The organism is Nocardia sp. MH4, from assembly GCF_019266065.1.
Lineage (GTDB): Bacteria > Actinomycetota > Actinomycetes > Mycobacteriales > Mycobacteriaceae > Nocardia > Nocardia canadensis.
This window is the reverse complement of sequence record NZ_LPNR01000112.1, coordinates 126,845-151,056: the sequence shown is the minus strand read 5'-3', so window position 1 is coordinate 151,056 and position 24,212 is coordinate 126,845. Positions and strand designations below refer to the sequence as shown.

The 24,212-nt window shown below is 69.4% G+C and carries 24 protein-coding genes; 13 read left to right on the top strand and 11 right to left on the bottom strand.

The genetic code is table 11. The features are described 5' to 3' along the window. Positions 1-9: 9 nt before the first annotated feature. Positions 10-1,137: an acyl-CoA dehydrogenase family protein gene (locus ATM97_RS22860; protein WP_218720102.1), complete on the top strand. Its 1,128-nt coding sequence runs from the start codon at positions 10-12 to the stop codon at positions 1,135-1,137. Positions 1,138-1,363: 226 nt separating this feature from the next. On the opposite strand, the gene ATM97_RS22855 is transcribed toward ATM97_RS22860, so the two are convergent. Then, positions 1,364-2,485 carry an acyl-CoA dehydrogenase family protein gene (locus tag ATM97_RS22855; protein WP_218720101.1) on the bottom strand — a complete coding sequence of 374 codons (1,122 nt, stop codon included), beginning with the start codon at positions 2,483-2,485 and terminating at the stop codon, positions 1,364-1,366. Between the two features lie 90 nt (positions 2,486-2,575). Between ATM97_RS22855 and ATM97_RS22850 the strand changes: the two genes are divergently transcribed. Further along, positions 2,576-3,277, top strand: a complete 702-nt coding sequence (locus ATM97_RS22850) for a winged helix-turn-helix transcriptional regulator (RefSeq protein WP_218720100.1) — start codon at positions 2,576-2,578, stop codon at positions 3,275-3,277. A 12-nt stretch (positions 3,278-3,289) separates the two neighbouring features. Here ATM97_RS22850 and ATM97_RS22845 read toward each other — a convergent pair whose 3' ends face one another. Continuing rightward, the gene (locus tag ATM97_RS22845) at positions 3,290-3,928 is read right to left on the bottom strand and encodes a pyridoxal 5'-phosphate synthase (protein WP_218720099.1); all 639 of its coding nucleotides are present in this window, start codon (positions 3,926-3,928) and stop codon (positions 3,290-3,292) included. Positions 3,929-4,090: 162 nt separating this feature from the next. On the opposite strand from ATM97_RS22845, the gene ATM97_RS22840 reads away from it, so the two are divergent. From ATM97_RS22840 to ATM97_RS22830, 3 genes are all read left to right on the top strand, one after another. Continuing rightward, positions 4,091-5,188 carry an FAD-dependent monooxygenase gene (locus ATM97_RS22840; RefSeq protein WP_218720098.1) on the top strand — a complete coding sequence of 366 codons (1,098 nt, stop codon included), beginning with the start codon at positions 4,091-4,093 and terminating at the stop codon, positions 5,186-5,188. A 107-nt stretch (positions 5,189-5,295) separates the two neighbouring features. Further along, a complete protein-coding gene (locus tag ATM97_RS22835) occupies positions 5,296-5,487 on the top strand; it encodes a hypothetical protein (RefSeq protein ID WP_218720097.1) in 192 nt (63 codons plus the stop codon). Between the two features lie 73 nt (positions 5,488-5,560). Beyond that, positions 5,561-6,769 carry a site-specific integrase gene (locus tag ATM97_RS22830; RefSeq protein WP_218720096.1) on the top strand — a complete coding sequence of 403 codons (1,209 nt, stop codon included), beginning with the start codon at positions 5,561-5,563 and terminating at the stop codon, positions 6,767-6,769. Positions 6,770-6,799: 30 nt separating this feature from the next. Here ATM97_RS22830 and ATM97_RS22825 read toward each other — a convergent pair whose 3' ends face one another. After that, positions 6,800-7,285, bottom strand: a complete 486-nt coding sequence (locus tag ATM97_RS22825; RefSeq protein ID WP_218720095.1) for a nitroreductase family deazaflavin-dependent oxidoreductase — start codon at positions 7,283-7,285, stop codon at positions 6,800-6,802. Positions 7,286-7,630: 345 nt separating this feature from the next. Here ATM97_RS22825 and ATM97_RS22820 point away from each other — a divergent pair, with 345 nt between their 5' ends. Further along, positions 7,631-8,953 (top strand): family 1 glycosylhydrolase, encoded by a 1,323-nt coding sequence (locus ATM97_RS22820; RefSeq protein ID WP_218720094.1) that lies wholly within the window; start codon positions 7,631-7,633, stop codon positions 8,951-8,953. A gap of 38 nt (positions 8,954-8,991) precedes the next feature. Continuing rightward, on the top strand, positions 8,992-9,711 hold the full coding sequence (locus ATM97_RS22815) for a TetR/AcrR family transcriptional regulator (protein ID WP_308248588.1): 720 nt from the start codon (positions 8,992-8,994) through the stop codon (positions 9,709-9,711). 7 nt (positions 9,712-9,718) lie between these two features. On the opposite strand, the gene ATM97_RS22810 is transcribed toward ATM97_RS22815, so the two are convergent. The 4 genes from ATM97_RS22810 to ATM97_RS22795 form a co-directional block, all read right to left on the bottom strand. Continuing rightward, entirely contained in the window at positions 9,719-10,717 is a 999-nt protein-coding gene (locus tag ATM97_RS22810) for a diiron oxygenase (RefSeq protein WP_218720093.1), read from the bottom strand. Positions 10,718-10,846: 129 nt separating this feature from the next. Then, on the bottom strand, positions 10,847-11,440 hold the full coding sequence (locus ATM97_RS22805; protein WP_218720092.1) for a hypothetical protein: 594 nt from the start codon (positions 11,438-11,440) through the stop codon (positions 10,847-10,849). A 139-nt stretch (positions 11,441-11,579) separates the two neighbouring features. Continuing rightward, positions 11,580-12,299, bottom strand: coding sequence for a TetR/AcrR family transcriptional regulator (locus ATM97_RS22800; RefSeq protein WP_218720091.1), 720 nt, complete (start codon positions 12,297-12,299; stop codon positions 11,580-11,582). Between the two features lie 7 nt (positions 12,300-12,306). Beyond that, positions 12,307-13,038 (bottom strand): MerR family transcriptional regulator, encoded by a 732-nt coding sequence (locus ATM97_RS22795; protein WP_218720090.1) that lies wholly within the window; start codon positions 13,036-13,038, stop codon positions 12,307-12,309. A gap of 99 nt (positions 13,039-13,137) precedes the next feature. On the opposite strand from ATM97_RS22795, the gene ATM97_RS22790 reads away from it, so the two are divergent. The 3 genes from ATM97_RS22790 (at position 13,138) to ATM97_RS22780 (ending at position 16,025) form a co-directional block, all read left to right on the top strand. Then, on the top strand, positions 13,138-14,865 hold the full coding sequence (locus ATM97_RS22790; RefSeq protein WP_218720089.1) for a GMC oxidoreductase: 1,728 nt from the start codon (positions 13,138-13,140) through the stop codon (positions 14,863-14,865). Between the two features lie 175 nt (positions 14,866-15,040). Then, positions 15,041-15,493 (top strand): MarR family winged helix-turn-helix transcriptional regulator, encoded by a 453-nt coding sequence (locus ATM97_RS22785; RefSeq protein WP_218720088.1) that lies wholly within the window; start codon positions 15,041-15,043, stop codon positions 15,491-15,493. Further along, the gene (locus ATM97_RS22780) at positions 15,483-16,025 is read left to right on the top strand and encodes a hypothetical protein (RefSeq protein WP_218720087.1); all 543 of its coding nucleotides are present in this window, start codon (positions 15,483-15,485) and stop codon (positions 16,023-16,025) included. Before ATM97_RS22785 ends, ATM97_RS22780 begins: the two co-directional genes overlap by 11 nt. A 105-nt stretch (positions 16,026-16,130) precedes the next feature. Here the strand turns inward: ATM97_RS22780 and ATM97_RS22775 are convergent, their stop codons facing one another. Together ATM97_RS22775 and ATM97_RS22770 are read right to left on the bottom strand one after the other, a co-directional pair. Continuing rightward, positions 16,131-17,042 (bottom strand): hypothetical protein, encoded by a 912-nt coding sequence (locus ATM97_RS22775; protein WP_218720086.1) that lies wholly within the window; start codon positions 17,040-17,042, stop codon positions 16,131-16,133. Between the two features lie 13 nt (positions 17,043-17,055). Then, entirely contained in the window at positions 17,056-18,498 is a 1,443-nt protein-coding gene (locus ATM97_RS22770; RefSeq protein ID WP_255588255.1) for an MFS transporter, read from the bottom strand. A gap of 78 nt (positions 18,499-18,576) precedes the next feature. Here ATM97_RS22770 and ATM97_RS22765 point away from each other — a divergent pair, with 78 nt between their 5' ends. Together ATM97_RS22765 and ATM97_RS22760 are read left to right on the top strand one after the other, a co-directional pair. Further along, positions 18,577-19,254: a TetR/AcrR family transcriptional regulator gene (locus ATM97_RS22765; RefSeq protein WP_218720084.1), complete on the top strand. Its 678-nt coding sequence runs from the start codon at positions 18,577-18,579 to the stop codon at positions 19,252-19,254. Beyond that, positions 19,251-20,174, top strand: coding sequence for an NAD-dependent epimerase/dehydratase family protein (locus ATM97_RS22760; protein ID WP_218720083.1), 924 nt, complete (start codon positions 19,251-19,253; stop codon positions 20,172-20,174). The genes ATM97_RS22765 and ATM97_RS22760 overlap by 4 nt, the downstream gene beginning before the upstream one ends. Before the next feature lie 90 nt (positions 20,175-20,264). On the opposite strand, the gene ATM97_RS22755 is transcribed toward ATM97_RS22760, so the two are convergent. Continuing rightward, positions 20,265-21,155, bottom strand: coding sequence for a DUF5995 family protein (locus ATM97_RS22755; RefSeq protein WP_218720082.1), 891 nt, complete (start codon positions 21,153-21,155; stop codon positions 20,265-20,267). A 96-nt stretch (positions 21,156-21,251) separates the two neighbouring features. Here ATM97_RS22755 and ATM97_RS22750 point away from each other — a divergent pair, with 96 nt between their 5' ends. Beyond that, on the top strand, positions 21,252-22,100 hold the full coding sequence (locus ATM97_RS22750; protein ID WP_218720081.1) for an NAD(P)H-binding protein: 849 nt from the start codon (positions 21,252-21,254) through the stop codon (positions 22,098-22,100). 16 nt (positions 22,101-22,116) lie between these two features. Here ATM97_RS22750 and ATM97_RS22745 read toward each other — a convergent pair whose 3' ends face one another. Beyond that, the gene (locus ATM97_RS22745) at positions 22,117-24,108 is read right to left on the bottom strand and encodes an MMPL family transporter (protein WP_255588296.1); all 1,992 of its coding nucleotides are present in this window, start codon (positions 24,106-24,108) and stop codon (positions 22,117-22,119) included. Positions 24,109-24,212 lie beyond the last annotated feature (104 nt).

Below are 24,212 nucleotides of genomic sequence, written 5' to 3'. Positions count from 1 at the left end.
GACACCGTCATGGATTTCGAACTCACCACCGAACAGACCATGCTGCGTGACACTGTGCGCAGCGTGCTGGCCCGCCACTACACCCACGAACATCGCGCCCAGGTCATCGGCACCGATCCGGGCTGGGACCCGCAGGTCTGGTCGACCTTCGCCGAGATCGGCTTGCTCGGGCTCACCATCTCCGCCGAGGACGGCGGGATGGGCGCCGGCCCCATCGAAACGATGCTCGTGCTCGAGGAACTCGGCCGCGTCCTGGCACCCGAACCGGTGCTGGATTGCGCGCTGCTGCCGGGCGCGCTCATCTCCAGGGCCGGGTCACAGCTCCAGCGCAAGCAGATCCTGCCCGAGGTCGCCTCGGGCGAACGCCGCATCGTGTTCGCGCACGGTGAGCCCGGTCTGCGCCCGGTGACGGCCCAGGTCACGACCCAGGCGACGCTGGTGGGCGACGGCTGGCAGGTCAGCGGACGCAAACATCCCGTGGCCTGGGGTGATTGCGCCGACCAGCTCATCGTCAGCGCGGCGCTGCCCGACGGCGGCACCGGACTGTTCCTGATCGAGCCCACCGATTCCGGGGTGACCGTCGCCGGCTACCGCACCCACGACGGCAGACGCGGCGCCGACCTCACCTTCGACCGCGCCACCGCGGTTCCCCTGGGCGCCGCGGTCGACGCCGGCGACGCCATCGCCGACATCATCGTCACCGCCCAGGCCGCGCTCGGCGCCGAGGCGATCGGCGCGATGTCGCAAGCGTTGCGACTCACCACCGAATACCTCTCGACCCGCAAGCAATTCGGTGTCCCGCTGCGCAGCTTCCAGACGCTCACCCAGCGCGCCGCCGACATGTACGTATCACTGGAACTGGCCCGGAGCATGAGCCTGTACGCGTCGATGTCACTGGCCGACGGCGTCGCCGACCCCGTCGTCGCGGCCCGCGCCAAACTGCGCATCGGACGCTCCGGCAGGCACATCGGACAGGAAGCGATCCAGATGCACGGCGGCATCGGGATGACCGCCGAATACCCGGTCGGCCACTACACCGCGCGCCTGACCGCCATCGAGCACACCCTCGGTGACTCCGGCGACCACCTGCGCTACCTGGCCGGCCACGTCGCCGACCACCAACTCGCCGAAATCTGAACACCCTGCTCGACATCGCCGCAGGTCAACACATGCGGCGATGTCGAGCAACGACCGGTGACCGACGACCCCGCGCGACCTACCTCGCCGACAGCTGTCACCACGCAGACCGTGACGCCACCACGCCGCAGCGGTCGGGACCGAATGCCGCGGCGCCGACTACAACGTCCGGCACCGCTCGAGCTGTCGCGCGACCATCTGAGCGGGCCATGCGAGAACGGGGCGGTCAGTCGATCGGGCTGTGGCCCAACAGGACCCGGCCGCTGAAGCGGGTCTGCTTGGCGCGGGGCAGGGGATGGAACTGGCAGCCGTGGATGTCGCGGTAGAGGCGTTCGAGGTCGCAGGCGCGGGAATAGCCCGCGCCGCCGGTGGTTTCGATGGCCAGGCGGACCGTGGTGATGAGCGCGTCGGCGGCGACGGTCTTGCGGCTCAGGGCGCGGGCCGCGTAGGCGTCGGTGTTGGCGAAGGTCAGGTCCTCGGAGTCGGCGAACATGGCGGTGATCAGATCCGCCGCGGTCGTGTAGGCGTTGAGCATCTCCCCCGCCGACTGCACCGTGTGGAACTCGGCGCGACCCTCGAGCATACGGGCGGTCAGCTCGACGGCGGTATCGGCGACACCGAGGTAGGCCGCCAACACCAATGGCAGCGCCGCGCCGATCACCACATTCAGCACCGGCGGCCAGGCACCGGCCGGACGGATCAGCGAGACCGCGGCGTCGGGCACGAACACCTCGTCGAGAACGACCGTGTGCGATCCACTGGCGCGCAGCCCGAACGCGTCCCAGGTCTTGTCGATGCTCACGCCGGGCGCGGTCATCGGCACCGCGCAGTGCACGACCTGATCCTCGAAACGGACGCTGGTCACCAGCACGTCCCCGACCTCGCACCCACTCGCGGGCGACTTCCTGGCACTGACCAGATAGCCGCCGTCGACGCGCACGGCCGTGCCGTTGGAGTCGACCCAGTCCGACGCCCCCGTGCTGACCAGGATCGCGCCCGCCGCGACCTTCGCGAAGACCGCGGAGGCGTCGACACCGTGCTTGTGCCGCCACACCTGCGCGGCCACCAGATGCGAATGCATGGCGAACGCGACCGCGGTCGACGGATCATGGCGACCGAGTTCACGCAGGACCTCCCCCATCTCCTGATGGGTGGCACCGCCACCGCCGAACTCGACGGGAACGAGCGCGGCCGAGAGGCCGTCGGCACGGAGCCGGTCGAAGGCGGCGACGGAGATCTCGCCGGTGCGGTCCCGCTCGGGGACCTCCGAACGCAGGGATTCACCGAGCAGGCGAGCCAGAGCGACGCGGTCGGTGCGGGACGTGGTGTCGGGAAATGTGGAAGTCATGTTTCGAAGGTAGGAACCACCGCGATAACCGGATAGTCCAGAAAGTGGACTCCCCCGGTCCAGAAACTGGACCCCGTCGGCGAGGTGACCATGACTGATACGACCGCAGGCTACGGCCAGTACTGCCCGATCTCCCGTGCGCTCGACGTGCTCGGCGAGCGCTGGTCGCTGCTCATCCTGCGCGACCTCTACCTGGGCACGACCCGCTTCAACGACCTGGCCCGCGGCCTGCCCGGACTGTCGCGCAGCCTGCTCGCCAAACGGCTGCGCCAGTTCGAACGCGCCGGGCTGCTCGACAAGATCGGCGCCGACCACCTGCTCACCGAAGCGGGCACCCAGCTCGAACCGATCCTGTTCGGCCTGGGTGAATGGGGCGCCCGATGGACCTTCGGTGCCCCCCAGCACGAGGAACTCGACGCCGCACTGTTGGTGTGGTGGATGCACACCCGCGTCGACACGTCCGGATTCCCGGGCAGACGCCATGTCCTGCAGGTCCGGTTCACCGACGACGTCCGCCGATTCTGGATCGTCGTCGAGGGTTCCACGCCCTCGGTCTGCGAGACCGACCCCGGCTACCCCGTCGACGTCGCCATCATCGCCGATGTGGCCGCCCTCTACGAGGTCTGGCTCGGCCGGATGCCGTTGACCCATGCCCAGCGCACCGGCCGCGTCAGTTTCGCCGGTCCCGCCGCTCTGACCCGCCGCATGCCCACCGTGCTCCAGCTGAGCCCGGTCGCGGGCTATGTCAGCGAAGCGACCCTCACCGAGAACGCCACTGCCCGCGCGTCCTGACCTCGGCCGACCTCACGGCCACAGACGTTCCCGCACCCAGGCCTCGCCTGTGTCGCGGTAGCGCAAGCGCAGGTGTCGACGGTCGTGACTCGCCTGCCAGAACTCGACCTCGACCGGCGCGACCAGGTACCGCGTCCAGGTTTCCGGCGCCACGTCGGGATTCTCGGCGACCCAGCGCTCGGCGTCGCGGGCGGCCCGCGACAGCTGCGCCGGATCGTCGAGCACCTGCGACTGTCGTCCGATGAACGCCTCGACCCGCGAGGCCGGCGGTCGGGCGAGGAAGTCCTCGGCGGAGACGTCCGGCGCCGCGGGTGTGACCGGGCCGCGCAGCCGGACCTGACGGCCGCGACCGGGCCAGAAGAACGTCAGCGCCGCCTGCGGAGTCTTGCTCAGCTGCAGGCCCTTCGGGCTTTCCGAGCTGGTAGCGATCGCCCATCCCGCGCGGCCGACGTCCTTCAGGATCACCACGCGCGCGTCCGGAGCGCCCTCGGCGTCCACGGTCGACAGCGTCACCGCGTGTGGGGCCAGCACGTGTTCGCCGGCCTCGTGCAGCCAGTCGAGGAACAGCTCCTGCGGTGTCGACGGTGCCGAGTCCGGGTCGAAGTCCGGCAGGTCGTCGGGAAAGGACGCCCAGCCACGCAAGGAAACCATGCCCCGACCGTACGGCCATCGACCGTTCGACCGATACCGCCGCCGCGGGGATTCGCGTGGACGAGCTCCGATTTCAGCTCTGGACAACACAATCGACCCGTTGTTACTTTCGAGTAACTTAGGTGCGGGGTGGTCGCACCGAAACGCCGACGGGGGTTGAGCATGCCGAATTCCACAGCACAGGGACGCAGTGCCGGAATCGTGGGAGGTGGCATCGGCGGCCTCGCCGCCGCGATCGCACTGCGCAAGGCGGGCTGGCAGGTGACCGTCTACGAGCGGGCGCCCGGGTTCACCGAAGCGGGCGCGGGAATCTCACTGTTCCCCAACGCGCTCACCGCACTCGACGCACTCGGCATCGGCGCCGAGATCCGCGCCGCGGGAGTCGGCGCCGTTCCCGGCGCGATCCGCAATTCCGCAGGCCGCGCCCTGTTCACCCGCTGGGCGAAACCACTGCCGGGCGGTTTCGCCGTGCCGCACCGCGCGGAACTCATCGCACTGCTCCTGCGCGCACTGCCGGACGAATGCCTGCGGCCGGGGAGCACGATCGACGACGTCGACCCGGACGGAACACTGCGCGTCGACGGAGAGACCGCGCGCCACGACCTGATCGTGGCGGCCGACGGAGTGCACAGCGCGATCCGGCAGCGCCTGTGGCCCGGCGACACCGCCGTCCGGCACACCGGAATCACCGCGTGGCGAGGAGTCCTCGACACTCCGGCTCCCGACTTCGTCGGCGGCATGGTCGGCGTGCGCGCGGAGTTCGGCGTACTGCCGATGCCGGGAGCCCGTACCTACTTCTTCGCCGCCGCCCAGCCCGGCATCGACAGCCTCGACCACTTCGCCGACTGGGCCGCGCCTGTGCCCGACATCCTCGCCGCGGCCGACCCGGCGCGCATCCTGCGCGACGAGTTCCTGGAGGTGCCGGTGCCGCGCACCCTCACCCTCGGCAAGGTCGCGTTGGTGGGCGACTCGGCGCACGCGATGCGCCCGGAACTCGGGCAGGGCGCGGCCATGGCACTCGAAGACGCGGTGACCCTCGCCGCCCACGCACCCGACCTGCGCGCGTATTCGAAGGCGCGACGGCGGCGGGTACGGACGGTGTCGTGGCTGTCGCGCCAGGCCACCGGCAACAACATGCCCGATTCCCCGCGAAGCGCGGCCATCCGCGACGCCACCGCCCGGGTCGTGCCCGATGTCGTGGCCCTCTCCGCGACGTCGCGGCTGTTCCGCTGGCGGGCGCCGATCATCCACGTACTCTGAAAACGTGGCGGTTATCACTACCGGCCCCACCGTGTTGGCAACGGTCGTAATCAAAACGTTAGGGTTCAGGCATGGTACGTCACGGAGCAGCACACACCGACTCGGACGTGCCGAATGTTCCTCTCCCCCAGCAACATCCGGCACGCCTCGAACTCGTCGACACCCCCGAAACCCCGTCGGACCCCGCTGACGACCATTTCCCACGACTCGGCGACACCAGTTTCCTCACCACCGCGGCCCGGCACCGCCTCGCCGCCTTCATCCACACCAAGCTCGCCGAGCTCGCCGAAATGCCGTGAACGCCCGCCGATGACCTAGGCTCGAACGCCAGGAGTCATCGGCGGCGGACTGATTCACGCGAGGAGTGGCGAGGTGAGCGGCAGCGACGCAGCGGTCGTCCTTCCCGAACAGGTCCGGACCGAACTGCGGCGCGGCGTGCGCAGCGTCCTGGTCGACACGGCCGCGCTGCGCCTGGTCCGCGAACGATTCGACGACGGCCAAGCCGCCGCCCTGCGCCGCTACCTCGAAGCCTCCCAGTCCGCGAACACCCTGCGCGCCTACCGCACCGACTGGATCGCCTGGGCGGGTTGGTGCGCGGCCGAGCACCGGCAGGCGCTGCCCGCCGACCCCCTCGACGTCGCGGTATACCTGGCCGCGGCCGCCGACGCCCGGCGCGACAACGGCTCCTGGGCCTTCAGCCCCGCGACGCTGGACCGCAAGTCGGCCGCCATCGCCGCCGTGCACGCCGCCAACGGATTACCCTCGCCGACCCGCTCCGACGTCGTCCGGCTGACCCTGCGCGGCATCCGGCGCACCCGCCGCACCCCACCGACTCGCAAACGACCCGTCCTGCTGCACACCCTCGACCAGCTGCTCGCCGAACTCCCCGACGCCGGCTGGCCCACCGAACCCGCCCGCCGCCGCGACGCCCTCGCCCTGCTGGTCGGTTTCGCCGGCGCTCTGCGCCGCAGCGAACTCGCGGGCCTGCGCGTCAGCGACGTCCATGTGCGCACCGACCACTCCACCGGCGAACCACTGCTCGTCGTCCATCTGCCGACCACGAAGACCGACCCGACCGGCGTCGCCGAACAGCGCATCGCCCTGCCGCGCGGCAAGCATCCCCGCACCTGCCCGATCTGCGCCTTCGCCGACTGGGTGCGCCTCCTGGAAGTGCACGCGGCAGCGGGCGACCTCGGCGCCCGTTCCTGGACCGCCGATCACCCCGTCCCCGATACCACGATTCACCGCTGCCACGGCTTCACCGGCACGCCCCTGGCGACCGACACCGAGCGACCACTGTTTCCGACCATCAACCGCCACGGCTCCATCGGCGCGTCCCCCTTGTCCGGCCGAGCCGTCGCTGAACTCGTCAAACGCTACGCCGCCCGCGCCGGCCTCGACCCGGACCTGTTCTCCGGTCACTCCCTCCGCGCCGGATTCGCCACCCAGGCCGCCCTCGGCGGCGCCAGTGACCGCGAGATCATGCGCCAGGGCCGCTGGTCCAACCCCCGTACCGTCCACGGCTACATCCGCACCGCGAACCCCCTCGAGGACAACGCCGTCACCAAACTCGGCCTCTGACACCCCGCCGGCACGGTGGGTAGCGTCGTGTCAGTCAGCGATGCGGTCCAGGCGGAAGATGCGGAACTCGCGACCACCGGAGCGTTCGAACTCCATCTCGTAGCCGGGCCAGAACTCGACGGCCTGGTCCCATACACGCTTGCGCTCGACGCCGGTGATCTCGGCGACCGTCACCGGGAACGCGGAGCTGCTGTTGTAACGGACCGAGGCCGTGCGCGCCGCACGCAGGTTCGCCGACCACGCCGGGTGCTCGGGCTTACCCCAGTTGGACCCGACCAGATAGAAGCCGTCGCCGTCGGGGACGCACAGTAGCGAGGTCGTGCGCGGCTGCCCGGACTTGCGCCCGACCACGGTGACCTCGATCGACGGCAGGCCGGCCAGATCCAGAACTCCCCACCGGCCGCCACTGAGCTTGCGGAGGAGTCGTTCGGTCGGCAGCACGATGCCCGCGCCGCGCATCACCCAGGGCTGTGCCGCGAATTCACGTGCGAGGGCAGGTAAGGGATTCCACGCCATCCTCGAATCCTGTCTCGAGCGGAACGGATACCTCGACTCGGGACCGGCCGCTGAGAGGCAACTCACTCACCTTCCCGGAGTGCCGGGGGCGACATGCGGAGCGCCGCCGCCCGCCCCCTCGTCCATGCGAGTGAGCGGTGATGACATGAGGACATGTCGAGAACGTGAGTGGGTTGAACGGGGTAGGTGAGCATCAATAAATAGATGCGCATATCTACGTAACATCATGTTTCAAATGCCAGTTCGCTGCTCTTCGGGCGCCGCACCGACGCGATTCCCGGAATCCGTGGTCCCGATGACGCACACTGGACCACTCCCCCACCCTTCCTCTCAGGAGCGAGTGCCATGCCCTCCCCCAGCGGTCGCCGATTCCTCGCCGCCGTCGCCATGGCCGCCACGGCACTCCTGGCGGCCAGCCCCTCCCCTGCCATCGCCCGTCCACCGGCGCCGACTCACCTCGCCTCACTCGGCCCCGAATTCCTTTGGGGCGTAGCCGCTTCCGGATTCCAGGCCGAAGGCGATGCGCCGGACAGCAATTGGCGCCGTTACGCGGCCTCGGGTGCCACCCAGGACCCCTATCTGAACTCGGTGGACTTCCGCACCCGGTACCGCTCCGACATCGCCCTCGCCGCGGATCTCGGTGTGCGCGTGTACCGCATCGGCATCGAGTGGGCGCGGGTGCAACCACAACCCGGCGTCTGGGACGAGAGCGCACTCGCCTTCTACGACGACGTCGTGCGCGCGATCACCGACGCGGGGATGCGCCCGATGCTCACCCTCGACCACTGGGTGTACCCGGGTTGGACCGCCGACCGTGGTGGCTGGCGCGATCCCGAGATCGTGTCGAACTGGCTCGCCAACGCGCGGGCGGTGGTCGACCGTTTCGCCGGCGTCGACCCCCTGTGGGTGACCTTCAACGAGCCGACGTTCTATCTGGTCAACGAAGTGCGCAAGGGCGGGATCGGCGTGGCCGACGCCCCGGCCATGACCGACCGAATCGCCCAGGCGCACAACAACATCTACGACTACATCCACTCCGTGCAGCCCGGAGCGCGGGTCACCAGCAATATCGCCTTCATTCCCGGCGTCGACGACGCGGTCAGCGGGCCACTGCTCGACCGCATCGCGGCCCGTCTCGACTACATCGGCATCGACTACTACTACGGTGTCTCCCCCACCCAGCTCACCGTCCCCGACTTCGACCGACTCTGGACACTGCCCCTGCAATCCGAAGGCATCTACTACGCCCTCGACCACTACACCCGCCGATTCCCCGGCAAGCCGCTCTACATCGTCGAGAACGGCATCCCCACGGAGAACGGTCTCCCACGCGCGGACGGCTACACCCGCGCCGACTCCCTGCGCGACACCGTCTACTGGCTGCAGCGCGCCGTCGCCGACGGGATCCCGCTGATCGGCTACAACTACTGGAGCCTGACCGACAACTACGAATGGGGTTCCTACACACCACGTTTCGGGCTGTACACGGTCGATGTGCTGACCGACCCGACGCTGACCCGTACCCCGACCGACGCTGTCGCGGCCTACCGCGCGATCACCGCGGGCGGCGGCGTCCCCGCCGACTACCGCCCGACCCGCGCACCGGTCCCGTGCTCGCTGGTCGACGCGGCGACGAGCTGCACCGATCCCGTGTCGGTCCCTCGGTAGCGGTTTCCGCGCGTGCCGGGTGCTCTACACTCGGGCGGGTGTCGAGCGCAACGTCACGCCCCTCCAGCGCCGTGAGCGGCAGACAAGCCCGATGGCAACCGCACAACGACAGCCGCCGGGAGCGGATCGTGCTGTCGGCGGTCGAATTGCTCGAGCAGGCGCCCGCCGGGGTCGAGGTGCCGATCGTCCAGATCGCCGAGCACGCCGGCCTCGCGAAATCGGTGGTGTACCGGCAGTTCGCGGGCCGCGACGAACTCGACCGGCGGATCAGGAGCGAGATCGCCGACCGCTTCGTCGCCGACATCGAAGACGCGCTCGACATCGCGGACGGATCCATCAACAGCATTCTCGTGCGCACGGTCGGTGCCGTGGTCACCTGGATCGAGGACCACCCCCGGCTGCACGAGTTCCTGCGGACGGGTCCGTCGGACGACGACTCCGAGATCGACGCGATGAGCGCGCTGATCGGCACCATCGCGGCGTCGACCCGGGCGCTGGTCACCGGCCTCGCCGGTGTCGTCGGCGTGAGCGACGACGGCTCGGCCGACACGATGACCTTCGCCATCGTGTCGATGACCGAGGCCACCGTCACCCGCTGGGCCAACGACCCGCAGCCGGTGCTGACCAGGGACCAGTTGATCGAGGAGGTCGCCTCCTACGCCTGGCACGTGGTCGACGGTGTCGCCCGCCGCCACGGCCTGACCCTTGATCCCGATCAGCAGCTGGTCGAGATCATCACCCGACTCGCCACGAGCTGATCCGCCGTCAGGCGACCCGGCGATGTCCGCGCTCGGGCTCGCTGCGGTAGCGCGAGGCCGGGCCGTCGACACCGAGCGTGCGCCACAACCGCCGGGCGATCGGATTCATCAGGCCGAGGTCGTCGGCGAGCTTGCGCATGTCACCGAAGTAGCCCGACAGGATCTTGCGCGAGTGCTCCGACTTCCAGAACGCCTGCTCGATCACCTCGTGGGGAATGCCGAATTCGCGCTCGAACGACCGCGGTGGCGCCATGATCTCTCCGGCCAGCCAGCGCATGGCGATCGGGAACGCCACCGAACACGCGCCCCGGTTGAATTTGCCCATCCGGCTGATGTGCGCGGCCAGGAACTCACCGGCGAAGGAGATGTGCCGCGCTTCCTCCGCGATGTGGATCTCCATGGTGCGCAACACCATCGGCGGCATGGACGCACCCTCGCGGATGACCGCCTTCTGATAGTGATCGATCGGTTCCTCGCCGCCGAGGATGCCGATGAACAGGATCGTGTGGGCGTAGCCGCCCGCGACACCGATCAGCGGCGAAAGCGCCTTGAACATCGGGCGCATACCGGGCACGTCCACCCCGATGCGATTCACCAGCTCCTGGAACATCTGGATGTGGTTGCACTCTTCGGTCATCTCGTGCAAGCAGTACCGGAACTCGGGCGAGCCGTTCGGCAGCTTCATGATGTACTGCATCATTCCGCGGATCAGGATGCTCTCGAATGCCGCGCCCACCTTGATCGTGTTCGCGATTCGCCATTTCCCGATCGCGATCTGCCGATCCAGCGGCTGGTCGCGATACCACTGCGTGGCACCCAGCGGGTCGACGTCGGGCGAGAGAACCCAGCGCACGTCGTCCGGGTCAAGGGCGAGCTCCGGCGAATCCCAGTCGATATCGAGGTAGGGATCGAAATGCCGGTCGACCGACCCCTGCGAGAGGGTCGCCAGCGCATCTCGGTACTCCTCGGTGATGAGTCCGCCACGGCTCGATTCGGTCAGCGTCATCGGTGCCTCCTCGGTTCGCGTCCGGCGTCGGCGCTGTAAGCGTCGTCACACCGGTTGATCCGAGAATAACTGAGACCCGCAGTCCCACACAACCCGCCACACCGACTTGTGACCGCCGACCGCGAACCGCTATTCGACGAGAAGCACGACCAGCCGGCGCGCGAGATCGGCATCGCCGGGACCGCCCAGCCAGACCAGGGGGCGGCGGGGGTCGAGGCGGTCGAGGGCGTCGGGCAGGGAGCCGAAGACACGCTCGGCGCGCAGGACACAGACCTGAGGAACCACTTCGGAGACGTCGGGACCGCCGTCGACGTCGAGAGCGAGAGAGCCGGTCGAGGCGTCGCCCGCCACCGCGTCGCGGACGACGGCGTCGCCGGAGTCCGCCGCACCCGAGCCGCGGTGCACGACCTCGTGCCCGGGCGCGCTCGCCCAGTGATCGAGCCAGGCCGGGCCCGGTTCGACCGCGGCCTGGACCGAGCGCACGCTCATGCCGTACAGGACGTCGGCGACCGCGGCCGGGAGGCCGGCGAGGTCGACGGTACGAACGAGGGAGCCGTGGTCGCGCAACCGTTCGGCGAACTCGGCCAGGACCGCGGCACGCTCGGCGGGATCGACATCGTCGCCGTGCAGTGAGGTCCGGCGCAGAGGGACTCGGCGCTCGTCGTCGGGTAGGTCCAGCAGCCCGTCACGGACGCGACGCAACATCTCCTCGCGAGAATTCACTCGGGCACTCCCGTTCGTTGGCGACGCCGGTGGACATCGCCGTACACACATCTCTCTTTCCACATACCGTGGGAATCACCTCGTTCGCTACGGTACCGACCGGTCCACAGTAGGCGGTCCGCCACACCGGACCGAATGGCTAGTTCACGGCTACTCGGCCGAATCCGAGCATTCGCAGCATCTGGTCGATCTGGAGGTCGAACACCTCGGCCCGATCGGCGAAGGTGTCGCGGCCGTACATGTCGAAGACATCGAAGTTCACGGCGCCGAACAGGGTCGTCCAGGCGGTGAGGCCGCCCACGATCAACCAGTCCGGGGCGGTCATGCCGAATTGCTCCCGGATTGCGGTGAAGTCGGCCGACGTGGCGGTCGACACGACCGGCTCGACGGCGGGAGCGCCGAGCTGTCCGGCGCGGAAGGCGCTGTCGATGATGCCGAGCAGCGTCGCGATCACCCGGATTCCGGGGGTCTCGGTGTCCTCGGCGGGGGCGGCGTAGCCCGGCACGGGCGTGCCGAACAGCAATCCGTACCAGGCGGGCTCGGCCAGCGCCCAGGTCCGCACCGTCCGGGCGACCACCCGGAACCGCGTCGCCGGGTCGTCGGGCGCGTCGGCCAGTGCCGCGTCGACCGCGTCGCCGAGCGCGTTGTAGCCGTCGACGACGAGCATCGTCAGCAACTCGTCGCGGCTGCGCACGTACCGGTACACCGCCGACGACACGACCCCCAGATCACGGGCGACGGCGCGCAGCGACAGCGCGGCCGCGCCCTGCGACGCCAGGTGCTCGCGGCCGATCCGCTTGATGTCGGCGAGGGTCTGGGCGCGCGCCAGTGCCCGCGGCCCCGGTCGATCGGTACTCATCCCCCGATCATCGCGCACCCGCGGCCCGGTCCAGTCGCCGCCGCTGGGCTGTGTCGTCGGCCGGCTCGACGACCCCGGCCGCGCGTTCGATCTCCGCGGCGAAGGTCGCGCCGCCGACCTCCCAGGCCATGGCCAGGAACTGCTCGCGGAACCGGCTCAGGTCGACACCGATGTCCTCGCCGCCGTAGCCGGTGCCCGCGGCGGCGCGCACCGTGCGCACCACGTCGTCGGCCAGATCGGCGATCCGCTCCCGGATCAGCGTGCGCAGGACGCCGCTGAGCGTGATGTCGGTGCCGACGTCGTAGAGCACGAGCGCGCCCTTGAGCATCGGACGGTCGGGCACGAACCAGGCGTCGTCGCGACGTTCGAGGTAGCCCGCTCCGATGAGCTCGGCGAGGACGTCGGTGCCGCGGTCACCGAGCAGCTCGATCAGCTCGGCGTCGTCGACGATCACCGCCCGTTCCCCCGCCTGCACGGCGCGCGGATCGAACAGCGTGCGCCAATCGCCCGCACCGGGCGACGGCTCGGCGTCGAACACCTCGCGGATGGCGTCCAGGCGCAGCCCGCGGGCCTGCATCGCGACGATGTCGCGTAACCGGTCCAGGTGCGCGTCGGAGTAGACGACCTCCTTGCCCGCGCGGCCGGGTTTCGGCAGCACGCCGAGCGAGTGGTAGTAGCGGATGGTGCGCGCCGCGACGCCGCTGACGTCGGCGAGTTCCGCTCGGGTATATCGGGGCACCCGACCAGCATAGGGCCGCCCGCGCCGGACTTTGACAGCTCTGGCTGTCGACGTTAGCGTTACCGAGGTCACTGTCGACACCGATCGAGGAGCCCTCGTATGTCCGATCGCACCACCGACTTCGACGTCTTGATCGTCGGCTCCGGCTTCGGTGGCAGTGTCACCGCGCTGCGCCTGGTCGAGAAGGGCTACAAGGTCGGCATTCTCGAGGCGGGTCGCCGGTTCGCCGATGACGAACTGCCCAAGACCAGCTGGGACCTGCGCAAATTCCTGTGGGCACCCAAGCTCGGCTGCTTCGGCATCCAGCGCATCCACCCCCTGCGCGACGTCCTGATCCTCGGTGGCGCCGGAGTCGGCGGTGGTTCGCTGAACTACGCCAACACCCTCTACGTGCCGCCGGAGCCGTTCTTCCAGGACGCCCAGTGGCGCGACATCACCGACTGGCGCGCCGAGCTCACCCCGTACTACGAGCGGGCCCAGAAGATGCTCGGTGTGGTGCGCAACCCGCACATGACCCCCGCCGACGAGATCTTCAAGGCCGTCGCCGAGGACATGGGCGTCGGCGACACCTTCGTGCAGACCCCCGTCGGCGTCTTCTTCGGTGATCCGGGCAAGACCGTGGCCGACCCGTACTTCGGTGGCGCGGGCCCCGAGCGCACCGGGTGCGTGGAATGCGGCGACTGCATGGTCGGCTGCAAGTTCGGGGCCAAGAACACCCTCGTCAAGAACTACCTGTACCTCGCGGAAAAGGCCGGGGCGCAGATCATTCCGATGACGACCGTGACTGCCCTGCGTCCGCTGCCCGACGGCACCTGGGACGTCGCGACCGAGCGCACCGGCGCCTGGGTCCGCAAGGACCCCAAGACCTTCACCGCCGAGCACGTCGTGCTGGCCGCGGGCACGCTCGGCACGCAGAAGCTGCTGCACTCGATGCGCGATCAGGGCGTGCTGCCGAACCTGTCGGACAAGCTCGGCCTGCTGACCCGCACCAACTCCGAGTCCATCGTCGGCGCGGCGACCAAGACGCTCGCCCCCGGTCAGGACTTCACCAAGGGCGTCGCGATCACGTCCTCGATCCACCCGACGCCCGACACTCACGTGGAGCCGGTGCGCTACGGCAAGGGCTCCAACTCGATGGGCCTGCTACAGACCCTGATGGTCGACGGCGGCGGCAAGGTCCCGCGCTGGCTGCGCTTCCTCGGTGTCGCACTCCTGCATCCGTTACTGCTGCTGCGCTTCCTGAGCGTGAAGAACTGGAGCGAGCGCACCATCATCTCGCTGGTGATGCAGCACCTGGACAACTCGATCACCACCTACACCAAGCGCGGGCTGTTCGGTGGACGCAAGCTGACCTCCAAGCAGGGCCACGGCGAACCGAATCCGACCTGGATCCCGGCGGGCAACGATGTCACCCGTCGCGTCGCGGAGAAGATCGGCGGCGTCGCGGGTGGCACCTGGGGTGAAGTCTTCAACGTCCCGCTCACCGCGCACTTCCTCGGCGGTGCCGCGATCGGCGCCGATCGCGACCACGGCGTGATCGACGCCTACCACCGCGTCTTCGGCTACCCCACCCTCAGCGTCGTCGACGGCGCCGCCGTCTCGGCCAACCTGGGCGTGAACCCGTCGCTGACCATCACCGCCCAGGCCGAGCGCGCGGCCGCCTACTGGCCGAACAAGGGTGAGGTCGACACCCGCCCCGACCAGAGCGCCGGCTACACCCGCATCGACCCGGTCGCCCCGCACCAGCCCGCCGTCCCGGCAGGCGCCCCCGCCGCCCTGGTCCTGCCGATCATCGAGATCCGCAGCAAGGAGCAGACCGCGGGCTGACCCCCGTCGCGAAAATCGGCCCCGGACAACGGTTCACCCGTTGCCCGGGGCTGTTTTGTTTCTGGTCACGGCAGCTCGGCCCGGGACTGCGACCCGGGCGGGTGACGCCAGCGCAGACGAGTCTCCTGCCGACATGTAGTTGTGCGATCGAACTAATTGGTTGTACCGTCGAACTATGTCGAACGAACCTGCCGCGAACCCGGACGTCGATCGTCTGCAAAGCGGCGTTGTCGCCTTCGTGCGAGCGTTCGGGTTGCACCAACCCGACACGACGCCGTGCGGGCAGACGATCCCGATATCCCAAGCGCATGCACTGACCGAACTCGCCGCACGGCAACCGATCAACCAGTCCGAACTCGGCCTGATCCTGCGACTGACCAAAAGCACGGTCAGCCGGATGGTCGGGCTGATGGAAGGGCGCGGCTGGATCGAGCGAGTCCGCGGCGGCGCGGCCGATGGACGCATGGTCCTACTGCGGCTCACCGACAGCGGTGAGCGGGTGGCCGCGGACATCTCGGCCGCCCGGCGCACGCGAATGGAGACCTTCCTCGGCCGCATCCCGACAGCGCAGCGAGACGCTGTGCTGCAAGCACTTTCGACCCTGACAGAGGCAGCAGATGAACATTGACAACATGTCCGGCCGTACCCGTGCCGTGGTATCGGTCTTCCTCGCGCTCATCGTCGCCGCCGGCGGACTGTGGTGGGCGTCGACACGGGAAGTCTCCCCGTCAGGCCTGGTGGAACGGCGGGCCGAGGTCGCCGACCGAGGCGCCGTCGTCATGCCGTTCGATCTGACCGAGACCACCCACTCCTTCGTGCCCACCCCCGACGGCGGACAGCAAACCGTCACCGCCAACGACCTCGCCGGGACGGAGCAGACCCGGCTGATCCGCGAACACCTCACCGCAGAGGCAGCGAAGTTCGCCGCGGGCGATTTCACCGATCCCGCAAGAATTCACGGCGACCAGATGCCCGGACTGGCCGAACTCCGGGCAGGCGCGGGTCGCATCACCGTTCGCTACGAGGAACTGACCGCCGGTGCGGCCCTGCACTACTCCTCGGCCGACCCCACACTGGTCGACGCACTGCACCGATGGTTCGAAGCCCAATCCAGCGATCACGGTACCGATCACCACGGCACCGATGTCGGTCTCCGTTGAGCCGGCCTGTTCGTTTCCCTCCGGCCGACCAGCAAACGGGCGGACGCTCAACCAGAGGTTCGACATCGGTGGCACCCGCGTATCGCGCCGGAAACCGACACCGCCTCAGCGTTCGCTCTGTGTGGTTCCCGACGCCGGGATGGATGGTGTGACCAGTGCCGAGTACTTGTGCTCGGCGATGATGTCGCTGAGCCGGAACACCGCACGCGGATCCGGCAGCAGGTGGCGTTTCGCGAACACGGCGAATCGGGCCAGGCGGCGTACCGCGTAACTGAACGCGGCGGGCGGGCGCGGGATTCGGAGGGTGTCGAGGACGTGTTCTTCGGAGAACGCCAACACCAGCCAGCGCCCGAACCAGCGCAGTGGCCGCGGGAACCAACGGGTCGCGAACTGGTCGACGAGCGCTTCCGCCAGTCGTCGGCCGGCCGGCGAATACGCGAACTCTGCACCGTATTCGTAGGATTCGAGGAACTGTTCCATGTCCCGCCAGGTACCCGGGATATCGGTCACACCGAGGTGTTCGGACACGCCGCGCCAGTGGATCAGCTGGGCGCGGCGCTCGTTCTCGCTCAGTCCGGGAGCTCCGACGACCTGTCGCAGCAGGCGGTCGTAGATGAGGGTGAAGACGGCGGCGCTGTGCTGGAAGGTATGCATGGGCATCGGCCAGTTGCGGGCAACGCCGGAGTGCCAGTTCCGTACGTAGCCGAGGCTTTCGACGCTGGTGGGGCTGGATACGCCGTCGTCGACCCAGGAGAAGAGGTGGAACATGGTTTCGTCGGCGCGCCGGATTCCGTGGCCGTAGAGCATCCCGGTGCCGTTGCGGTCCACCGATTCCGCCGAGACCGGCGGACCGGCGAAACGGACGAATCCGACGGTATAGAACAGGTGCACCGCGAGCAGGCTCTTCGGGAGGAGCTGGCAGCTGGTCAATCTCACGATCTGTTCGCTGTCCACCTCCGGATCGAGTCGTTCGATCTCGGTGCGAATCCAGTGGAAGCCACGCTTGTCGTTTGCCATCGGGGTACTCCTGTCAATCGTTCACTACGGCGGGGGTTTCGGACTTCGGCTCCGCGTCCGTGGCCGGACTCGTGCGCAGCAAGGCGATGGTCAGCACGGCGCCGATCGCGGCCAGCGCGGCGGCGCCCGCGAAGGCGACGTTCAGGCCCGTCCGGTAGGCGTCGACTGCCGGGGACTGCCGAGCCACCACATCGGCGAGCAGCAGAACAGCCGTGACTCCGACCCCCGATCCGACACGCTGTGCGGTGTTGACGATGCCCGCCGCGATCCCGGCGTCGCTTGGGGAAACGGAGGTGACCGCGGGGACGGTGACGCCGACGAACGCGGCGGGCAGGCCGACGCCGAGCAGCACCGCACCGGGCAGCACGTCGATCAGGTAGTTGCCATGCTCGGGCAGACGAGCGAACCAGGCCATGGCCAGCGCCTGTAGCCCGAGGCCCGCAGCCAGCACCCGCCAGGCACCCAGCCGATCCAGCGCGTACGGGATCAGCGTCCGGGAGACCACCACGTTCACCACGGCCACCGGTAGCACCGCGAGGCCGGAGCCGGTCGGACTGTAGTGCTGAGTGTTCTGCAGGTACAGCGCCAGCAGGGCGAAGGTGGGCACGTGCGCCGCACCGACCAGCGCGTTGACTACGGCCGACCCGCTCACCTGGCGAACGGCGAACAGCCGCAACGGCATCAGCGGATGCGCGCTCCGCGCCTCGAGGAGTACGAAGCCCGCGAGCAGCGCGAGCCCGGTCACCAGCAGACCTGACGCCGCGGTGCGCGTCGACTCGTCGCCGAGGGCGCCGATGGCATATCCGGTGATCAACAGCCCCACCGTGCCGGTGATCGCACCCGGCACGTCGAGCCGACGCAGCGCCCGGACGGATGGCGCCGGATCCGGCGGGAGCACTCGGACGTAGGCCAGCGCCAGCACACCCACGGGCAGGTTGATCAGGAAGATCGACGGCCAGCCGAACAGATCGGTGAGTGGTCCGCCGACCGCGGTGCCGATGGCCGCGCCCGCCGCCCCCATCGCACTCCACACGCCGAAGGCGCGGTTGCGTGCCGTGGGTTCGGTGAACGTCAGGGTGAGCAGTGCCAGTTGCGCGGGGATGACCACGGCCGCGCCGAGGCCCTGCAATGCCCGGGCCGCGATGAGGACCGCCGGGGTCGGCGCGAATCCGGCCAGCGCGGACGCCACCGTGAAGACTGCGAGCCCGCCCGCGAACACCCGGCGTGGTCCGAGCAGATCGGCGGCGCGCCCGCCGAGCAGCATGAATCCGCCGAAGGCGAGGAGGTAGGCGTTGGTCACCCAGCCCAATCCCGCTTCGTCGAGCCCGAGGTCCGCGCCGATGCTGGGCAGCGCCACATTCAACACGGTCGTGTCCAGGAAGACCACCAGCTCGACCATCGTGATCAACAGCAGGACCAGCCGGTCCTTCGGCGCGAGTACAACCTTGCTCGGCATGAGCACAACCCTTTCGCTAGAGCGTAACTCTAGTCAGATTTCACTAGAGTTACGCTCTAGTCAAGTAGTATGCGAGGCATGACAGGCAAGAACACCGGTGTGCGAGCAGCCAGGACAACGGCCAACCGAGAAAAGATGCTGGCAGCGGCACGGGAACTGTTCACCACCCGCGGCTACACACCGACCACGATGAAGGCCATCGCCGATCAGGCCGGCATGGCGGTGCAGACGCTGTACTTCACCTTCGCCACCAAGCGCGCGATCCTGTCCGAACTACTCGACGTCGAGATCGCCGGCGACACCGAACCGGTCGCCACCATGGACCGTCCCTGGTTCACCGAGGCCCTCGCAGCGGCGCCCGCCGAGCAGATCCGGCTTCAAGTCGCCGCGGCGGCAACGATTTTCGCTCGGGTCAGCCCGTTGCTCGAGGTGATTCGGTCGGCCGCGGCGACCGACCCGGAACTCGCCGAGATCTGGGAAACCAACGTCGCCCAACGTCACCTGGTCCAACTTCGTCTGGCCGAGGCCCTCGCCGGCAAGACGACGCTGCGTGGTGGCATCACCGCTGCCCGCGCCGCCGACATCGCTCTTGCCACACTGGCCCCCGAGACCTACCGCCTACTCGTCCACCAACGCGGCTGGACGGATGCCGAGTGGGCGTCGTGGGCCACCGACGCGCTCACACGGCAACTGCTCCCCTCAGCACGATTCCGCGGCGACTCCGTCGAAGCGCTCGCGCCCGAGGAGACCCGGTGAGTGTGCTGGTCCTGGGCGGATACGGAGCCGTCGGAGGCCATCTGGTACGGCTACTGCGCGCACGAGGTGTACCGGTGCTCGCGGCCGGACGCGATGCGGCACGCGCGGACCGCGTGCTCGACGTCGCCCTGGTGGACAGTGTCGTCTCCGCTCTCGACGGAGTCTCGATCGTGGTGAATTGCGCAGGCGTCGAGGACGTTGGGCTCGCGGAGGCGTGCGCCTGCCGCGGGATCGCCTTCCTCGAGATTTCCGCGACCTCCGGCTACGTGCAGGCATTGGAGCGCGTCGAGGGGCCTGTCGTGCTGGGGGTCGGATTGGCGCCCGGCCTGACGACCCTGCTCGCCGTCGACGTGCTCTCACGCGACCCCGGCCCCGTCGACATCATGGTCGGTCTCGGTTCCGGGGAACACCACGGCGCCGCCGCCACCGCCTGGACCTACCGGCTGATGGGACAACACTTCCCCGACCCCGACGGCACCAGCGTCCGCAACTTCACCGAACCCGCGCAATTCACCATTCCCGAATACGCGGGATACCGGCCGTTTCCCGCGCTGCGCGCCGACTTCGTCGACCAGCACCGACTCACCCGCGAATTCGCAGTACCAGTCCGCAGCTACCTGAGACTGGACTCCCGCCTCGCCACCGCCGGGCTGGCAGCACTCACCTGGGCACCCGCACTACGGGCGGTGGTTCCTCATCGAATGCCCGGCGGCGACAGATGGGTTGTGCTCGTGCGAGCCTTCGATGGGTCCTCACGCTGGGCCAGCGGCCGTGGACAATCGCTGGCCACTGCCGTGGTCGCCGCCACCGCAGTCCGGGAGATGGCGCACCACCGCATAACCGCGCCGACATGGATTCACGAACTTCTCGAGATCGAGATGCTTCGGCATGATCTATCAGCGATCGGTGTCAGGTTCTGACAATCGCTTCGCCTTGTCCTCCCCGCGGCGCGGATCAGCTCGCCCGCCGACTCGGAGACTGTCCTCGCCGGTAGCTTCGTCCTCCCGATCTCAGAGGGCGTTGATCCGGGCCAGCGCCTCGAACGCCAGGTCCGCGGCCTGCCACAGGGCGGTGATCTCGGTTCGGACGGTGGGAGCGAGGGCGGGGTCCTGGAGGGCTAGGCCGTTGGTGAAGATGACGACGTTGGCGCCGAGATCAGCGGCGATGAGCAGCTGTTCGGTCGCTACTCCCGCGCCGAAGAGCTGGTCGAGTCCTTCGCCGACGAAGTAGAACCGCCACAGCGGGCCGAGGTCGGCCCCGTAGACGGCCTTGGTGCGCTCGACGATCAGATCGCCGGCGGCGGCGATACCGGCGACGATCTCGAAATAGTCCGGCGCGTTCTCCGGCCGGCTGCCCACGGCCGCAACCGAATACGTCAGGTCCACGGTCAGGTGGGCGTTGTAGCCCGCCATCGCGGTGCGGGCGCGCGAGGCGCCGCAGTCCTGCGCGAGCGCGAAGTAGTGGGCCCACTGCGGCTCGGCGACGCTGCCGGTGAACTCGGCGTACAGGTTGTCGAGGAAGCGTCGCAGCAGTTCGGTACTGATCGCGTGCGCGTACTCGCGGTCGACGAAGGCGCTGGGGTCGCGCTGCAACGGCATGACGGCGGCGTATTCGACGCCGTCGAGCCCGATTGCGAACAAGCCGCGCAGATCTCGGTGCTCGACGAGGATCTCGGTGATCCGATGATGCCGGGCGACGGCGTCCTCGAGGCGGGCAAGACCGTCGGCGCCGGTGATCGTCGAGGTGTCGGAAAGCCGCACGATCTCGGCGATGTCGGCGGCGGACAGTGTCGACCCGCAGGCGGTGTCACGCACCGCCGCGCTCGCCGGTGCCGCGACGAGCGCGGGCAAGGTCATGATCACGGCCGCCGCGAAGGCGGCGATCCCGCTCGAAACACGCATCCGCAGATTCCATCATTCGCGCGGCCGAACCGCAGCGCGCGACACGGCGACCGGCGCGTCCGCTGCCACGCACCTCGCGTGCAATAGCCTGGGCGGATGCCGGAAACCATTGCGATTTCAGGGGCCAGTGGACAGATCGGCGGGCGGGTCGCCCGGCTGCTCGCGGACTCGAGCGCACCGCTGCGGTTGCTCGGCCGGCGCCTCGATCGCCTGCCGGCCATCGCGGGCGCGAGCCGGGCGGTCCTCGATTTCGCCGATCCGGCGACGGTGGCACCCGCGCTGGAAGGTGTGCAGACCTTCTTCTTCGTCTCGGCCACGGAGAGCGCCGACCGCGCCGCGCAGCAGGCCACAGTGGTGCACGCCGCTCGGAGCGCGGGTGTCCGGCGCATCGTGTATCTGTCGTTCGTCGGCGCGGCACCGGACTGCACCTTCACCTTCGGCCGCGACCACTGGTACACCGAGCAGGCCATCCGCCAGTCCGGTCTGGACTTCACGTTCCTGCGCGACAACCAGTATCAGGACATCATCCCGCACTTCGCCGATGCCGACGGCGTCATCGCGGGCCCGGCCGGTGACGGCAAGGTGGCCGCGGTGACCCGCGCCGACGTCGCCGACTGCGCCGCCGCCGTACTGGCCTCGACCACCTACACCGGCGAGACCTTCGACCTCACCGGCCCGCGCGCCTTCACGTTGCCGACCGCCGCGGCCGACATGACCGAAATCCTCGGCCGCCCCTACCGTTTCGTCGATCAGACCGTCGAGGAGGCCTACGCCACGCGCGCCGGCTACCACGCGCCGCAGTGGGAGGTCGACGGCTGGGTGAGCACCTACACCGCCATCGCCCAGGGCGATCTCGCCCAGGTCTCCGACGCGGTGCCCGCCCTCACCGGACACCAGGCCACCGACTTCCGGGACTACCTGGCGTCCCTACCGCACGACGCCTGATCGCCGGTCCCCGTCCTCACGACGCGTGGACCGGCTCGGCGCCCGCGTCCTCGGTGCTCGCGGGCGACGACGGCCACCAGATCCGGTCGCCCAGCAACGCGAACAGCGCCGGGACGACCAGGGTCCGCACCACGAAGGTGTCGAGCAGGATGCCGATACCGACGACGATGCCCAGCTGGGTCAGTGTGATCAACGGCAGAACGCCCAGCACACAGAACACCGCGGCGAGAACGACACCCGCGCTGGTGATCACCGCCCCCGTCGAGGCGACGGCACGCACCATTCCCTGCGTGGTGCCGTACGTTCCGGCTTCCTCGCGGGCCCTGGTCACCAGGAAGATCGTGTAGTCCACGCCCAGGGCCACCAGGAACAGGAAGCCGAACAGCGGAACATTGGTGTCCAGGGCCGGGAACCCGAACACCGTGCCGCTGATCCAGCTGCCCGCGCCGAGCGCCGCGAGCGCGCTGAGCACGGTCACTCCGACGAGCAGCACCGCCGCCGGAACGGCCCGCAACAGCGCCAGCAGGACCAGCAGCACGACGGCCAGGATCAGCGGGATGACCAGCGCCTGATCCCGGCGGGCGGCATCGCGGATGTCGAGCGCCTCGGCATCGGATCCGCCGACGAGCGCCTCGGCGCCCGGGACCGCGCCGACGGCCGAGCGGACCGCTTCGATGGTGGTGAATGCCTCCGCCGAGCCGGGTGCCGCGTCCAGCACGACCGACCAGCGGGTGGTGCCGACCTCGGAGACACCGGACACCGCGGCCCGCGAAACACCCCGCACGCCTTCGAGTGCAGGGCGCACGGCGGAATCGGCGCTCGTCCGGGCGATCACCACGGCGGGGTCCGAGGAGCCGGACGGGAAGTGCTCGGCCATGGTCTCGAGCCCGTCGACCGATTCGGCGTCGACCCGGAACTGTTCGGTGCGCGAGAGTCCGATGTCGGTGGTGGCCAGCCCGGTGGCGAGCACCACCAGGACCGCCGACGCGACACCGGCCACCATCGCGGGCCGTCGCACCACGCGCGTGGCCACGGCCGACCAGACGCCGTGCGCGGCGGTATCGCGACCGTCCGCGGGTGGCACGAACGGCCAGAACACCCTTCGTCCGCACAGCGCCAGTGCGGGCGGCAGGGCCGCGAGGACGAAGATCAGGGCGACGACGAGGCCCGCCGCGGCGAACGCGCCCAGGCTGCGGGTGTTGGGCAGCAGGGCCAGCAACAGCGTCAGCAGCGCCAGCACCACCGTGACGTTGCTGGCGACGATGGCGGGTGCGGCATGCCGCACCGCCGCGCGCAGGGCCATCCGATGATCGTCGTGCCGGTGCAGTTCGTCGCGGTAGCGCGACACCAGCAGCAGGGCGTAGTTGGTTCCGGCGCCGAAGACCAGCACGCTGGTGATCCCGGAGGTCGACCCGTCGAAGGTCAGCCCGGTGACCTGGGCCAGCGCGGTGCCCACGCTCGTGGCGACGCGGTCGGCCAGGCCGACGACGGTCAACGGGACCAGCCACAGCACCGGCGAGCGATAGGTGACGATCAGCAGCACCATCACCACGAGCGCGGTGACCAGCAAGAGCAGGGTGTTCGCGCCGGAGAACGAGTCGGCGATATCCGCGCCGAAGGCGGGACCGCCGGTCACCTGCACGCGCAACGAATCCGGCAGTTCGGCGGTGAGCCCGACGCGCAACTCGGCGATCCGATCGGTGAGCGCGAAACCGTTCAGCTCCGCCGACACCGGGATCTGCGCGAGGACGGCGCGGCCGTCGGGCGCGGGAACGACCCGCGGTCCCTCGGGCGCGGGCACCCCGGCCCGGGTGAGCGCGGCGTCCACCGCCGCGAGGTCCGGCGGGGTCAGCACGCCGTCGTCGACGCGCGTCGCCACCATGATCGCGGTGGCGGTCCCCGCGTCGGGAAACTGCTCGACGGCCTCGGCCGCCCGTGCCGATTCCGCCGACCCGGGCAGCGACACCGGCGCCTGACCCGCACTGTCGTTGCCGCCGGCCAGCGCCATCACGGCGACCGCGGCAGCGAGCACTACCAGCAGCACCGCCCACGATCGCCTTCCGGTGACCAGTCGGGCGAACCGGTCCCAGCCATTTCCGTCGCTGTCTCCCG

Bases quoted from the DNA above. Each gene is read 5' to 3' on its own strand.
- ATM97_RS22860 (WP_218720102.1), top strand. From the start codon at position 10: ATGGATTTCGAACTCACCACCGAACAGACCATGCTGCGTGACACTGTG.
- ATM97_RS22855 (WP_218720101.1), bottom strand. From the start codon at position 2,485: ATGACTTCCACATTTCCCGACACCACGTCCCGCACCGACCGCGTCGCT.
- ATM97_RS22850 (WP_218720100.1), top strand. From the start codon at position 2,576: ATGACTGATACGACCGCAGGCTACGGCCAGTACTGCCCGATCTCCCGT.
- ATM97_RS22845 (WP_218720099.1), bottom strand. From the start codon at position 3,928: ATGGTTTCCTTGCGTGGCTGGGCGTCCTTTCCCGACGACCTGCCGGAC.
- ATM97_RS22840 (WP_218720098.1), top strand. From the start codon at position 4,091: ATGCCGAATTCCACAGCACAGGGACGCAGTGCCGGAATCGTGGGAGGT.
- ATM97_RS22825 (WP_218720095.1), bottom strand. From the start codon at position 7,285: ATGGCGTGGAATCCCTTACCTGCCCTCGCACGTGAATTCGCGGCACAG.
- ATM97_RS22820 (WP_218720094.1), top strand. From the start codon at position 7,631: ATGCCCTCCCCCAGCGGTCGCCGATTCCTCGCCGCCGTCGCCATGGCC.
- ATM97_RS22810 (WP_218720093.1), bottom strand. From the start codon at position 10,717: ATGACGCTGACCGAATCGAGCCGTGGCGGACTCATCACCGAGGAGTAC.
- ATM97_RS22800 (WP_218720091.1), bottom strand. From the start codon at position 12,299: ATGAGTACCGATCGACCGGGGCCGCGGGCACTGGCGCGCGCCCAGACC.
- ATM97_RS22790 (WP_218720089.1), top strand. From the start codon at position 13,138: ATGTCCGATCGCACCACCGACTTCGACGTCTTGATCGTCGGCTCCGGC.
- ATM97_RS22785 (WP_218720088.1), top strand. From the start codon at position 15,041: ATGTCGAACGAACCTGCCGCGAACCCGGACGTCGATCGTCTGCAAAGC.
- ATM97_RS22780 (WP_218720087.1), top strand. From the start codon at position 15,483: ATGAACATTGACAACATGTCCGGCCGTACCCGTGCCGTGGTATCGGTC.
- ATM97_RS22775 (WP_218720086.1), bottom strand. From the start codon at position 17,042: ATGGCAAACGACAAGCGTGGCTTCCACTGGATTCGCACCGAGATCGAA.
- ATM97_RS22770 (WP_255588255.1), bottom strand. From the start codon at position 18,498: ATGCCGAGCAAGGTTGTACTCGCGCCGAAGGACCGGCTGGTCCTGCTG.
- ATM97_RS22765 (WP_218720084.1), top strand. From the start codon at position 18,577: ATGACAGGCAAGAACACCGGTGTGCGAGCAGCCAGGACAACGGCCAAC.
- ATM97_RS22755 (WP_218720082.1), bottom strand. From the start codon at position 21,155: ATGCGTGTTTCGAGCGGGATCGCCGCCTTCGCGGCGGCCGTGATCATG.
- ATM97_RS22750 (WP_218720081.1), top strand. From the start codon at position 21,252: ATGCCGGAAACCATTGCGATTTCAGGGGCCAGTGGACAGATCGGCGGG.
- ATM97_RS22745 (WP_255588296.1), bottom strand. From the start codon at position 24,108: ATGGCGCTGGCCGGCGGCAACGACAGTGCGGGTCAGGCGCCGGTGTCG.